We start from the raw sequence: 13,758 nt of genomic DNA, 5'->3' as shown, positions 1-13,758 counted from the left end.
TGGATTACTAAATTTGTTTTTCACCTTGTAAAACAACTATTTGCTCAAAGATATTAATAATAATATTATTTTTGAAGGTATATTTAAAGGTATACTTTTTAACATTTTGGGGACGACTGGTTTTGACAGCGAGATCAGCGATAATGTAAGCATGCCGAGCAGTGAATAGAAACTCGTTAATCTTTATTTCAACTTTTTAAACGGCGAGAATAACTACGCTTTAGCTGCTTAATCCGAATCACAGTAGGATTGGCCTAGGCACACAAGGTGTGCAAGCTTTATGTCCACGAATAGCCTTGATTTACGGCGCTTCACTTTTGGATATCGTAAAAGTAAATATAGAAAACCTGAAGCTTCGGCAGGTTTTTGAAACTAAAGAAGATAAGCTTTTAACAGATTGTTCTTAATCAGTTACTAGTCGAAAACTAAGAAAGAAATATGTATGTAGAAAGCATTTGAACTGCTTGTTTGGACCCGGGTTCGATTCCCGGCGTCTCCACAATTACACCCTGTAAGCCTTGTGTTTACAGGGTTTTTATTTTTAGGTGTCAATTTAGGTGTCAAAAAAAATACTAACTAAACTCTTTTCTTAGTACTATTTAAGTAGTGTTTTTGTGTAGGGAAATCTTAAAACAGCCTCATATCTAACTAAGTTTAAAAAGTATTTGATATATTATTAAGGGACTTTAGTCTAAAAAAATTACAAAAAAAATCTATATGGATAAGTTCATCCATATTCAATTATATATATTAAATTGCACTGTAATTAATATATATTAAAATATATGATTTTAAATCAAAAGTCTTATAGATTCTCAGGACATGACACTTTTCATTGTAAAGAACAATGGATTTTAAAAGGAATAGAACTAATTAAAAATCAAGAGATTGAGGGTTTTTCAAACGAAGAAAAAGCAATACCTTTATTAGGTGTTGGTAAAAATATGGTTAGATCAATTCATCATTGGCTAAAAGCTTTTGGTATTTTAAATAAAGAAAATAATCTAAGTGAATTTGCTAACTTGCTTTTTGTAACAAAAAAACTAGACCCTTATTTAGAAAATGATGGTTCTTTATGGTTACTACAATATTATTTATGCAAAACAAATCACGCATCAATTTTTAAATTAATATTTTCTAATTACTTTTCAGACAAAGCTACTTTAGAGTTTTCTGAATATCAGATTTTTAATTTCATCAATAGAATACTTATTGATAAAAACCTAAAAGAAGTCGCTGAAAAAACTTTAAATTCAGATTTTAAAGTATTTATTAGAACATACGTTTCGCCTATTAAAAATGACAAAACAATAGAAGATGATTTTAATACCCCGCTACTTAGCCTAAATTTAGTCGTAGATACAGGCAGAAAAAATAATGCAAATCAAACCGTTTACAGGTTAAATAGAAATAACCACGATAGTCTTTCTTGTGAAATTTTTGGATACTGTTTATTAAATGAATTCAACAATGAAAGCTCTGTAAGTTATGACAATATCAGAAAAGAAGTTGGAGCTTATTTATGTTTATCTAATGAAGGTTTAGAAATTATTATAGATAAATTATGTGAAAAACATAAAGAATTTATTTATAAAGATGATGCAGGAATTAGACAAATACAATTTAAAAATAACTCGGTAGAGTTTAAAAATGAACTTTTGAAAAAACACTATGGAGTACAGTAATAATATTTCAACCAATATCGTTAGGGACGAATCTAAACTAATAGATTACGTAGTTACACCAAATACTAAAGAAATTTTTGATAGAATTTTTATTAATAATCACAGTGCAAATAAATCATTTAATTTAATTGGTAATTATGGAACAGGTAAATCAACTTTTATCTGGGCTCTTGAAAAAAATTTAAAGCGAGAAAAAATATTTTTTAATAATATAGACGCTGAAAAAAATAATGTAATAGATTATGATTTCATTAAAATAATAGGAGAAAATGATTCTCTTTTAAATGTAATAGGTAAGAAATTAAAAATTGATGGAGTTATTAATAACTCTAAAATAATTGTTGCTTTAGAAAAGATAAGAAAAAAAGCAGAAACAGCTAAAAAGGGTATTGTTTTAGTTATAGATGAATTTGGAAAACTCTTAGAATATGCCTCAAAAAATAATTCTTTAGATGAATTATTTTTACTTCAACAAATTTCAGAATGGGCAAATAATGACTTAAATGATACTTATTTTATAATAACATTACATCAAAATTTTGCTAGTTATGGTAATGATTTGTCTAGTCAAGATAAATCTGAATGGGAAAAAGTAAAAGGTCGTTTTGTTGATTTAGTTTTTAATGAACCCGTAGAACAACTTATTTATTTTGCTAGTAAAAAATTAAAAAAAATTTCACTACCTAAGAGTATTCAAGGTGATTTTAAAAAATTATCGCTATTAATTCAAGATTCTAAACTCGTTAGTCATAATAAATTAGTAAATAAAAAATTAACAGCATCTTTATATCCACTAGATTGGCTATCTTCAAATATTCTTGTTAAATCTTTGCAACGTTACGGTCAAAATGAACGGTCTTTATTTTCATTTTTAAATGATACGACAGACTATTCTATTCATAAATTAGATGACGATTTTTATACTGTTTCTAATGTATATGATTATTTAGTAAATACTTTATCAACAGAAATTAATAATTCTAACAACCCACACAGAACTCAATGGCTAACAACGTTTAGAGCTTTAGAAAGAGCCGAATTAATCTTTAAACAAGATTATTTACAGGTTTCTAAAGTTATAAAAACTATAGGGTTAGTAAATATTTTTTCTAAAATAGGTGGGCTTTTTGACAAAGAGTTTATAACTAATTATTTTAGCTTAACTAAAAATGGTAATGTATCATCTTCTTTAGAAAAACTAGAAAAAGCTGGGATAATTAGATTTTATAAACATAGTAATAAAATAAATTTCTTAGAAGGAACAGATTTAGACCTTGAACAAGAATTAATTACTGTTAGTCGAGAAATTAACCCAAACTTTTCTATTAGTTCAGAAATTAAAAACCTTATAAACTTACCTGTTTTACTTGTTAAAAGATATTCTTTTGAAACAGGTACAAGACGTTTTTTTGAATATAGAATATTTAATAGATTTCAAGAAATAACAAAACCTGAAGGTATTATCGATGGTTATATTAATTTAGTTTTTGATGACTTGAATATTTCTGATGTCAAAAATAAATCAAAGGAATTTGTTGCTAACATTTTTGTTTTATATAAAAACTCATCACAAATTAAAAATGAAATTTTGATGATTCTTAAGTTTAATCACTTATTAGAAAAACATCAAAATGATAAAAATGCTTTAGAACTTTTAAATTCTGAACGTAAATTTCATTTACAGCAACTAGAAAATCTTGTTATTAATCAATTATTTAATAATGATAAAAATATTTGGATTAATAATGGCGAAATAATGCCAATTGTAAGTAAACATAAATTGTATGAATGGCTAACTAAAATATGTTACCAAATTTATGAAAAAACACCAATTTTCAATAATGAACTTATAAATAAAGAATTTCTAAGTACTCCTATCAATACTGCAAGAAAATACTTAACGAGAAGTTTACTTGCAAATAAACACCTAAAAGATTTAAATTTCCCAACAGATAAATTCCCTCCCCAAAAAGCAATTTATATTAGCTTATTGAAAGAGTCAGGTATTCATCAGAAAAATGAAAAATTAGGTTATTATGAATTAAATCAACCAGATAAAAATAGTAATTTATATGATTTATGGAATTTATCTGAACAGTTTTTAAAAAGTTCGTTATCTAATAAAAGAAACTTGCTTGAGTTTTATGAAATACTAGAACAAAAGCCATACAAGCTAAAAAAAGGATTTATAACTTTTTGGATTCCTATCTTTTTAATTGCTAAAAAAGAAGATTATGCTTTATTTCATACTAACGGAGGATTTGTCCCTTTCATTACAGATGATACTATCGATTTAATCTATAAAAAACCACAAGATTTTTTAATTAAAAGCTACGATGTTTCTGGCTTAAAAGTTAATTTATTAGAAAGTTATAAAGAATTAGTTCAAATTGGTGATTCAAATTTAAAAGGTACACAATCTACTTTTTTAGCTATTTTTGGAAACTTTTTAAAATTTCAAAGAGGATTAAATAAATACACACTAAAAACAAGCAAGTTATCAATAAAAGCTACAAAATTAAGAGAAGCTATTCTAATTGCAAAAGACCCAGAAGATGCATTATTTAATTTATTTCCTACCGCATTAGGATTTCACTCTTTAGCTATAAAAGAAGACACCGAAGTACTTCAATCTTTTACTAATCACACACAAGATGCCATTAGAGAAATACGAAATGCTTATGGTGAATTGTTAAATAGAGTAGAAAAAACAATAACAGCTTCTTTTTATTGTAAATCATCTAATTTTGATGTTTATAAAGATGAAATTCAAGCTAAAATTAATGGAATTAACCCTGCTACTTTAGGTAAAACACAGAATGTTTTTTATAAGCGACTAATATCTCCTTTAGATGATAGAATAAGTTGGATTAAATCGGTTGCTGATGTTGCTTTAGGTAAAGGTTTAGATACATTAATCGATGAAGAAGAGCCTTTATTAATGAACTCAATAAAAGATTTATCTTTAGGATTGATAAAAGCTTCTGAAATTCGTGATTTTAATAGTAACTCTAATAAAGAAACTTTATATTCTATTCGATTTTTTGGCGAAACAGGAGAATTTATTGATAATACATTAGTTGTAAATACAAATACTTCTAAAGAGTTTAAATCAATCAAAAAATCGATAAGTGACACTATTAACAAATTAGATATAGCTAAAAGAAAAGAACTTTTAATTGAATTATTATCTAAAGAAATGCATATTTAACAATGAAAAAGGTAAAACATTTATTAGGTATTTCAGGCGGTAAAGACAGCGCTGCTTTAGCTATCTATATGAGTCAAAAATATCCAGAACTTGATACAGAATATTACACCTGTGATACTGGAAAAGAGCTCAAAGAAACCTATGATTTAATAGGTCGGTTAAATTCTGTTTTAGGTAAAGATATTGAGTTATACAAATCTATGAATGAGGATAATTCTCCAATGAAAAATCCTTTTGACCATTTTTTAGCAATGTATGGAGGCTACTTACCTTCTGCAACTGCTAGATGGTGTACTAATAAAATGAAATTACAACCTTTTGAATCTTATGTTGGAGATGAACCTACTATTTCTTATGTTGGAATTAGAGGCGATGAAAATAGAGAGGGTTATATTTCTAAAAAAGAAAATATACAAACTATATTTCCTTTTAGAAAGAATATTTGGAGTGAAGATGTTATCAAAAAATTATTATCTAATTCAAATATAGAAGCCCTTAAAGGTTATTATAATAATTATGCAGAAGAAAATGTATTAGCGAATGCATTACAATATATTGAGCAACCTATTTCTCCTAAATTTACGCAAACACAGAAGCTAAATGCTTTAATGGATGTCGATTTAAAATTGTTCAATAAAGTAGTTTTTGAATTTCTAAAAACTACCGATTATCCAATTGGTAAATTAGAGGTATTTCCTTTAATTGAAAATGATGAAATTATTGGGATTGATGATGTTTTTCAAATTTTGGAAGAATCAGGAGTTGGTATTCCTGCTTATTACAAACCTATTGAATATCAAGTTGAAATTGATGGAGAAATAAAAAAAGGAACGTATTCTAGAAGTCGTTCTGGTTGTTTCTTTTGTTTTTATCAGCAAAAAATAGAATGGGTTTGGTTATTAGAGCAACATCCTGAATTATATGCAAAAGCAATTGAATATGAAAAAGAAGGATATACTTGGATGGCAGAATCTTTAGAGGTTCTTAATAAACCCGAGCGTGTTGCATCTATAAAAAAAGAACATTTTTTAAGAATGAACAGGCAAAAAAAGAAATCTAGAACAGGACAGTCTTGGCAAGATGAAATATTAGACGCTGAAGGTGAAGGCTGTGCTAGTTGTTTTATTTAATATAAAAAACATACCTCTATTTAATTAAATATAGGTATGTTTTTTATAAAAGACTAGATATTTTAATGAGCAACCAAAGATGCTTTTACTTTATCTCTTTGTACAACTTCCATTAAAAAATCATCTGGACTGTTGAATTTCCTCTCATATCCAGGAGTCTGTCGTATTTCTAATATATGCTTTGCTCCGCCTTCAGCATATTCACTTATAATTGTTAGAATTTCACGCGATTTTAAAAAGTCTTCAGATTTTTCAGCATCAATTTTCCCTATTGCCATTAATAATAGCGCATGAGCTATCGAATCAGAACCATTAGTTATCATCTGATATTCAAAGGATGATTTATTGTGTAAATTAGCCTTTATTTCTCTCTTATCATTAATAAATCCAATAATAGCTGACCAAGCATACACTTGCCAATATTTTGAAAAGAATTTATCATCGTTCTTCTTTAAAGATTCCTGCTTACGAGCAAATAAATCTCTTATTTGTTCAACATAACTGCCATAATGAACCTTTCTCTTATTAATTTCTACAAATAGCTTTTCCATTATTTAATTGTATTGATATAAGTTTTTTTATTTATTCTAGAATCTACACCTGCTTTATTAATTAGGTCATTATTTAACTCATAATATTTACTAATTTTAGCCTCAGTAATAAATTTATTCCTATTTTCTCCTTTAAGTTTATTATAATCTTTAGACATTATTATAATTTGACCAAATGAATCTGAAAGATTTTTAGTTAAAGATAATGTATTTTCATCATCAAATTGAGAGGTTGGTGCATCTGCCAATAAAGGAAATGAACGATTCATCTTTTTTTCACTCAAAGATAAAAAAGCATTCGCCACTGCTAGTTTATGAGCTGTAAGTTCTGCTGTATTTAAATTTGTTAACAATTTTCTTGTCTCTTTATCAATGATTCTAACACCTTTATCTATTTCAATCTCCCCTTGAGGATTTCCTCCTAAATATTTTGAATATAGTATATTACTTTCTTTACTTATCTCTGTTATTAAATTAGAATAAGCTTTGTTTTTTAATCTTTCTAAAGCTATATTAATAACATTAATGTATTTTTTTGCTTGAATTTCAGGAATATTAGTTGAGTCATCAATTTGAATAATTTTAGCTTTACGCTCTAATAATTCTTGCAGATTCCTTTCTTCAAAAATCTTCTCATTATTGTAATTTAAAACCTTTCTTTCTGTACTTGATTTACTTGAATTTAAACTTCTAATTTTATTCAATACTTGTTCAGCATTTATTGACCCAGTAGTAATTTCAGAACGATTTTCAATTCCCGATTCAATATAAAGATTGTCCTTACGTTTAACTAGTTTTTTTCTTTTTTCTATAAGTTTCTCTATCTCATTATCATTTTCTTTAGCTTCTTTTGAGATATTTGGTAGTTCACTTAATAAGTTTCGTTTAAATCGGTTAAGTTCAGTAAAATTATCTGATAGCGTTTTTTGAATTTGATTATTTTTAAAATCCTCCATTCGTGACTCTAATGCATGATATGCTAAAGTATCATGTTCTACAGCTCTTTCACATATATAACAAATATTATCATCTAACATTTTTTGTACATATTCAGGTCCAGGTAAAGTAATTGGAACTGGGTTTTCTGATTTTTGAAATGATTTAATCTCTTTACTTAAAACATCTAGATTTTTGGATGAGTTTTTTATTAAGTCATCACATTTATTTAGCATCCATTTTGAAATAAACTTCTCTTTACCAGAAGTAGATAAATAATCTATTTTATCATTAACAGATTTTATATCATATTCTAATTTATTTAAATTAATTTTTAATTCTGAATATTTCTCAAACCCTTTTAATTTATTCTCTTCCTTATAAATTGATTCCTTTAAATCTAATAATTCTTGTTTTGTCTCTATAGATTTATCATCATAAGATGAAATCTTCCTTTTTGATTCATCAATATCTAAAATGATTTTCTCTTGTACTACAGTAAACTTTTTTGCTTTTGTTAATTCTTTATCAACCTTCTTTTCTATACTAGTAACTGAAGCTTTTGTTACATTTACAAGATTTTCATAAATAGGGTAATAAGAAATTTCCTTTATAGCATAATTTAAAGTTGAAGGATTACTAAAATCATATAATTCATCAACTGTTTCTCCCTGAAACCACATGAATTTTCTTATACTAACAGGAAATATATGGTCTAAAAACCACTTATGTTCACCTTTATCTAGATAATTTGTCTCACCGTCTTTCACATACCAAATTTGTAATTCAGGTTTTGATATAGGAAAAATATTATCTGTTCCTTTTCTAAAAGAAACTTCTTTTTCAAAATGATATTCTACAAGCTCTCCTTTTGGTTCTTCATTTTGATGATATTCAGCTGTAAGTGTAATCTTAATAGCTGTTTTATTTAAGTCATCAATATTTGATTCAGATATAATAGAGTCAGGTAATGTTATAATTTTATCAGCTGACCTCCATTCTTTTTTTGTAGAATCATCTTCTTTATCAACGTACACGTTATTAAAAAATGTCCAATGAAAAGCATTAAACAAATGAGATTTACCTCCAGAATTTTTTGCAGAAACTATATTTAGACCTTCTTCAAAAAGAAATTCATTATGGTTTACAAAACAAAAAAAGTTTTCTATTTCTACTTTATTAATTATCATTTTAATTAGAAGTTTTAAGGTCGTTAATTAAATAATTTTCAAATTCACCTCGTGCTTTGTCTTTTAAGTCTGATTTATATTTAAATAATAATAAAACATCAAAAGCTTTCTTTAAAATTATAGGATCTAATTTATCTAATTCTACCTTTTCATTTATTGTGTCTTCTTTTAAAATTTTATTAAATTCTTCTCTTAATGAGTCGTTTAATGATTTCATTTTCATTTATAATTTTCAAGTTCTTTATTCGCTAATTCATAAATATCTATATCTAAGTCATAGCACATTTTTTCAAGTTTTTTTAGACAAGAGTCTTTATTTTCACTTAATACCGCAAAATTTACTAAGCGTCTTAATTCTGTTTTAAATATATTTTTTTCTATTTTAGAAAGTTTTTCATCAGTATTCGTATAATCTAAAGTTGGTTTTACAATTAAATCATAAATTATTGCAGAATCTTTACCTTTAAAATTACGTAGTACTCTACCTCTTCTTTGTACGTATTGTCTTGGGTTTCCTGTAGAAGAGCAAAAAATAGCATATTTAGTTTGTGGTATATCTACACCTTCATCTAAACATTTCATAGCAAGTAAAGCATCTATTTTTTCAGCTTTAAATTGTTCAAATATTTGATCTCTATTTTTAGTTTCACCTGTAAATTTAGCCATCCTTAAATGAAACCTATTATATAACACAGAAATATATTTATCTATTAATCTATCATTATCAATTTCTAAATCAAAAGACTCATCATTATCAACATAATCTACCTCTATACCTTCTGGTACGTAAATAAATGCATTATTGAAATTTTCTGAACCTATTTCTTCAATTACCGAAACAAGTTCATTCACTTTTCTAGATGCCTTATGTATTATATTTTTTCTCTTAATCAATAAACTATTTACATAATCTGACTCCCTATATTTACCAGTTTTAGGATCTATATATTTTAGTAATTTTTTAGAGATTTTTAAATATTCATCTTGCTCACTTTGCTCTAAACTAACTATTTTTGGATAATAATAATATTTACATAATATTTTATTTTCAATAGCTGTTTTCATATTATACTCAAAAGTATATTCATCTTGAGAAACTGAAAAATATTTATTTAAAGTTAGATTACCTACCTCATCAAACTGTCTTTCTGGTGTTGCTGATAGCCCAATACGTTTCTGTAAATAATTAGGCAAGACTTTAAAAAAACCTTGAGACCCCATCGTATGTGCTTCATCTGCTATCATTGTTATTTTATCAAAATCATTTAAAAAATAATCTTTGAATATCGTTTGGAAATTAAGACCTTTAAAAGTAGCATAAGTTGTTATGATAGCGTAATTCCTTTCTCGCTGAAAAACAACATTTTTACCTATAGCTTTGAGTTCATCTTTCCAATTATTATTAATACTACAGCAAATAGTTGTCTCCGAAAAATTAAATTTACGTTTTGTTTCATCAATCCATTGTTTAGCTAATGCTGTTGTGGGAACTAATACAATAAATTTATAATAATTATTTATTGTATAGTCATTCAATACACAATTTAAAGACGTAATTGTTTTACCTGTTCCTGTAGCCATTGCAAAAAGCCCTTTCCTATCATTTTCAACCCATTTTTCATATGCTTTTTGTTGATATTCTCTAGGCTTACTTAACTTGTTGTCAAAATATGGAAAATGCGGTAAATCCTCTTCTCTTTCGAAATTATTAATTTTTTCAAGAGCAAAATTCATAGACTCTTTTATTTTAGGATTATTAAAAATTTTATCTTTTTTATTTAATAATTCTTTTTCTTTCTTTAATAATTCTTTTATATTTTTATTTCCAAATTCATCCATTATAGCAATTTTTACTTGTTCAATATCTAGATATTCTACTTCTTTAGAATTCCCTGAAAAAACCTCATCAAAATATTTAATTTGCTTTACTATTACTTTATTAGACCTTTCATCATCCCAAGACATACGACAATCTAATTCTTCTAAATTTTCAATAAAACCGTAATACGTAAAATTACAAGAAGATTTATATCCTATGCTATTTTTTCCATCTGAAAAAACTCCTGATTTATAATGAGAAATTCCATTAGTTCCTTTAGGTTTTATAATTTTAATCTCTATTTTATTCTGATGAATTAACCAAGAAAAACACTCAAAAAAATGCGTGCTATTTTCGTCTAAAGACTTATGTAAATCTTTAATATTTTCAAGATTATATCTTGTAGAGATAAAATCTTTATTTTGTCCATTAGCAATGGCATTTTTATCAACTTCTGAAAGTACATTATTAATAACTATTCGCATTTTACCACCAGAATAAATAAAATTAGCAAATCCTAATGACAATAATTTAATAGCTGAAGAACTAAAATATCCTAATAATAAATCAAAAGTTGTACTATTACATAAGGCATCTAAATAAAATTGTAACGGTTCGTCTTCGCTTCCTGTTTTATAATCTCTATCTATTGCCCAATTTACTTTTTTAAGCATTTTTTAAATATCTTTTCAAAGCAAAACAAAATGAATCAATATTTTCTATTGAACAAAATTTATCTATTGATATTCTTAGCGAATTATTCTTATTAAATCCATTAGGTTTCATCGCTTTTAACACATGTGATTCCTCTAATAATTCAGAATTACAAGCCGAGCCATTACTTACTGAAATATTTTTAAAACGACCAATAAAAATATCCGATTCTAATTCAGGAATAATTAAATTTATAATATTTGGAACTCTTAATTTTTCACTTGATACTATCGAAAAATTTGTGATTTCACTTAGTTTATGTATCAAATATTCCATTAATTTATTCATATGTAAATGAACCTCTTTCATTTCGTATTTAGCAATTTCACATGCTTTTCCTATGCCGACAATAGAAGGTGTATTATATGTTCCTGCTCTTAATTCGTTCTCTTGACTACCGCCGTGAAATAAAGGCGTTAATCTTATTTCTTTTCTTTTATAAAGAACACCAATACCTTTTGGTGCATTAATTTTATGCCCAGAAAAACAAAGCATATCAATATATTGATTCTCAACATCAATATTAATTTTACCGACTGCTTGCGTGGCATCGCAGAAAAAAGTGATATTATTATCGTTAGCAAACTTCCCTATTTTTTTGATAGGTTGAATTACTCCTGTTTCATTATTTACATACATAATTACTAATAGCGAAGTGGTTACTTTTATAGATTCTTGTAATTGGTCAAATAAAATAACACCGTTTTCATCAACATCTAAATACGTAACTTCATATCCTCTAGTTTCTAAATATTCACAAGTAGCTAACACCGCTTTGTGTTCTGTTTTTACAGTAATAATGTGATTTCCTTTATCTGAATTAGATTCTACAAACCCTTTTATAGCAAGGTTTATTGACTCAGTTGCTCCAGAGGTAAATATTATTTCTTTACTATCACAATTAAGAATATTTGAAACTTGAACTCTAGCTTTTTCAATCGCATTTTTTGCTTTTACACCAAAATGATGCTTACTTGAGGAATTACCATAATATTCAGTGAAATATGGAATCATTTCTTTAAGTACCCTAGCATCTGTTTTTGTTGTTGATGCTGTATCTAAATATGTTATTTCGTTTTCTAGTAAATCCAAAAAATTGTAGTTTAATTATGATAAAGTCTATAAATCTAAGTAATAGTAAGTAGATGTCAAAATATTTCTATTAGAATAAGTTTAATTTTTAATGTATCTTTTTTATACTATTTTCTATAAATTTAGATAAATTCTGCTTTTTCGGGAAATTACTATTTAATAACAACACTAAAATAGATAAACTAAAATTCATGTTGTACTGTTGAATAAATCACTAAAACCAATACTACAAAAGGGCGCAAGCTAAAAACAGTAGTTCAACAATCCGTCAACAATAAAATAATTTAAACTTGTTGACAGTTTGTTGAACTACTGTTATCTACTAAAACTCTTTCTGTATATGCTAATTATTGGTATTTGTCAACAATCAACGGCATTTCTATAAAATCACTTTTCTGAAACTCGTAATATCGTCCTTTTTTAGTTTCAAAATTTACCATTGTTTTTTGCAACGTATTTAAAGAAAGAAAATACTTTTGATAACTTCCATTTAAAGAAGTTAAGTTATAATCATCTTTTAAACTTTTAGTAATTTTAAAACGAGTAGTTTTAAAACCTTTACTTAATTTATCAAATAAATCTGTTGCGGTGTATTTTAATACATCAACTTCAAAAGTGATAAAATCATCCATTAAAATCTCTCTAATTTCTTGACTTAAATATGTTTTATTTCCTTTTACAACTTTATCTAACGCAGGTGTATAAATTTGTTGCCTTGTAAACCACATTCTTGTTTTTCTTTCTGATATAATTTTTCGATTATTTAAAAAATATAAAAAACTCGAAATTTCATTGCTAAGTTTTTTTAGCATATCAACATCTTCTTCCTTAAAAGAATTTACTTTAATTACCCAATATCGAATTTCTTTTTCATCTACCTGAATAAAATTTTATTCATTATTAGAACACAATATAAATTTTCCGAAAAAATTAGATTCAACTTTATCTTTTCCTTTAGATTCTGTTTTATATGAACCCGCTGTAGAAAGATTTTTAATACGCTCACTATCTTCTCTCCTATCTAAAAGAACCTCATCTACAGAAATAATTAATTTAGATGCCCAATCACTATTAAATCGACTTCGAAAATCTTCATTTTTATTAATTGTCATATTTCCTTGAAACAACAATTTCAACCAATTTAAAAAAGATGTTTTTCCTGTATTCCTAGAATTACTAACCAGACATAAAATTGGTAAAATTTGCGTTGGTTGTTGCCATAATATGGTCAAATAATCTAACCCTAATTCATACTGTTCTTTAAAAATATGTTTTAAAAATTCTTCGGTTTTATCAAAATTACCTTTTACTAATTTATGCTCTATTTTTTCATACTGATTATAAAACGAATTTATTTCCTGTTTATAATTTTGATGTGCAGGAATAGTAGTAAATCCGTCATACTTTTTATATAGTGTTTTCTTAATGGA

Annotated in this window: 10 protein-coding genes and 1 other RNA gene; 4 read left to right on the top strand and 7 right to left on the bottom strand. The window is 26.2% G+C overall.

Going from position 1 to position 13,758, the window contains the following annotated elements; all coding sequences use genetic code 11:
- Window positions 1-108 precede the first annotated feature (108 nt).
- The 4 genes from ssrA to L0U72_RS02265 all read left to right on the top strand — a co-directional run bounded on the left by ssrA (window position 109) and on the right by L0U72_RS02265 (window position 6,026).
- Window positions 109-502: a transfer-messenger RNA gene (ssrA, locus tag L0U72_RS02280) on the top strand.
- A 283-nt stretch (window positions 503-785) separates the two neighbouring features.
- Complete coding sequence (locus tag L0U72_RS02275) at window positions 786-1,685, top strand: DUF4007 family protein (RefSeq protein WP_233884054.1); 900 nt, start codon at window positions 786-788, stop codon at window positions 1,683-1,685.
- On the top strand, window positions 1,672-4,896 hold the full coding sequence (locus L0U72_RS02270) for an ATP-binding protein (protein ID WP_233898298.1): 3,225 nt from the start codon (window positions 1,672-1,674) through the stop codon (window positions 4,894-4,896). Before L0U72_RS02275 ends, L0U72_RS02270 begins: the two co-directional genes overlap by 14 nt.
- Window positions 4,897-4,898: 2 nt before the next feature.
- Window positions 4,899-6,026 carry a phosphoadenosine phosphosulfate reductase domain-containing protein gene (locus L0U72_RS02265; RefSeq protein ID WP_232124681.1) on the top strand — a complete coding sequence of 376 codons (1,128 nt, stop codon included), beginning with the start codon at window positions 4,899-4,901 and terminating at the stop codon, window positions 6,024-6,026.
- Window positions 6,027-6,088: 62 nt separating this feature from the next.
- Here L0U72_RS02265 and L0U72_RS02260 read toward each other — a convergent pair whose 3' ends face one another.
- From L0U72_RS02260 to L0U72_RS02230, 7 genes are all read right to left on the bottom strand, one after another.
- A complete protein-coding gene (locus tag L0U72_RS02260; protein ID WP_232124682.1) occupies window positions 6,089-6,577 on the bottom strand; it encodes a hypothetical protein in 489 nt (162 codons plus the stop codon).
- A complete protein-coding gene (locus L0U72_RS02255) occupies window positions 6,577-8,703 on the bottom strand; it encodes a hypothetical protein (RefSeq protein WP_233898297.1) in 2,127 nt (708 codons plus the stop codon). Before L0U72_RS02255 ends, L0U72_RS02260 begins: the two co-directional genes overlap by 1 nt.
- Before the next feature lies 1 nt (window position 8,704).
- Window positions 8,705-8,926, bottom strand: coding sequence for a hypothetical protein (locus L0U72_RS02250; protein WP_232124684.1), 222 nt, complete (start codon window positions 8,924-8,926; stop codon window positions 8,705-8,707).
- Window positions 8,923-11,196, bottom strand: a complete 2,274-nt coding sequence (locus L0U72_RS02245) for a DEAD/DEAH box helicase family protein (protein ID WP_233898296.1) — start codon at window positions 11,194-11,196, stop codon at window positions 8,923-8,925. The genes L0U72_RS02250 and L0U72_RS02245 overlap by 4 nt, the downstream gene beginning before the upstream one ends.
- Window positions 11,189-12,328 carry a cysteine desulfurase family protein gene (locus L0U72_RS02240; RefSeq protein WP_233898295.1) on the bottom strand — a complete coding sequence of 380 codons (1,140 nt, stop codon included), beginning with the start codon at window positions 12,326-12,328 and terminating at the stop codon, window positions 11,189-11,191. Before L0U72_RS02240 ends, L0U72_RS02245 begins: the two co-directional genes overlap by 8 nt.
- Before the next feature lie 347 nt (window positions 12,329-12,675).
- Window positions 12,676-13,140: a hypothetical protein gene (locus L0U72_RS02235; protein ID WP_233898294.1), complete on the bottom strand. Its 465-nt coding sequence runs from the start codon at window positions 13,138-13,140 to the stop codon at window positions 12,676-12,678.
- 78 nt (window positions 13,141-13,218) lie between these two features.
- Window positions 13,219-13,560: a primase-helicase family protein gene (locus L0U72_RS02230; RefSeq protein ID WP_101916439.1), complete on the bottom strand. Its 342-nt coding sequence runs from the start codon at window positions 13,558-13,560 to the stop codon at window positions 13,219-13,221.
- Window positions 13,561-13,758 lie beyond the last annotated feature (198 nt).

Source organism: Tenacibaculum piscium (assembly GCF_021390755.1).
Taxonomy (GTDB): Bacteria; Bacteroidota; Bacteroidia; order Flavobacteriales; family Flavobacteriaceae; genus Polaribacter; species Polaribacter piscius.
The sequence above is the reverse complement of the archived record's forward strand: the minus strand, read 5'-3'. Positions and strand labels throughout refer to the sequence as shown.

What these genes read in the sequence shown, in the direction of transcription:
- L0U72_RS02275 (WP_233884054.1), top strand. Translation starts at nt 786, where the DNA reads ATGATTTTAAATCAAAAGTCTTATAGATTCTCAGGACATGACACTTTT.
- L0U72_RS02270 (WP_233898298.1), top strand. Translation starts at nt 1,672, where the DNA reads ATGGAGTACAGTAATAATATTTCAACCAATATCGTTAGGGACGAATCT.
- L0U72_RS02265 (WP_232124681.1), top strand. Translation starts at nt 4,899, where the DNA reads ATGAAAAAGGTAAAACATTTATTAGGTATTTCAGGCGGTAAAGACAGC.
- L0U72_RS02260 (WP_232124682.1), bottom strand. Translation starts at nt 6,577, where the DNA reads ATGGAAAAGCTATTTGTAGAAATTAATAAGAGAAAGGTTCATTATGGC.
- L0U72_RS02255 (WP_233898297.1), bottom strand. Translation starts at nt 8,703, where the DNA reads ATGATAATTAATAAAGTAGAAATAGAAAACTTTTTTTGTTTTGTAAAC.
- L0U72_RS02250 (WP_232124684.1), bottom strand. Translation starts at nt 8,926, where the DNA reads ATGAAAATGAAATCATTAAACGACTCATTAAGAGAAGAATTTAATAAA.
- L0U72_RS02245 (WP_233898296.1), bottom strand. Translation starts at nt 11,196, where the DNA reads ATGCTTAAAAAAGTAAATTGGGCAATAGATAGAGATTATAAAACAGGA.
- L0U72_RS02235 (WP_233898294.1), bottom strand. Translation starts at nt 13,140, where the DNA reads ATGCTAAAAAAACTTAGCAATGAAATTTCGAGTTTTTTATATTTTTTA.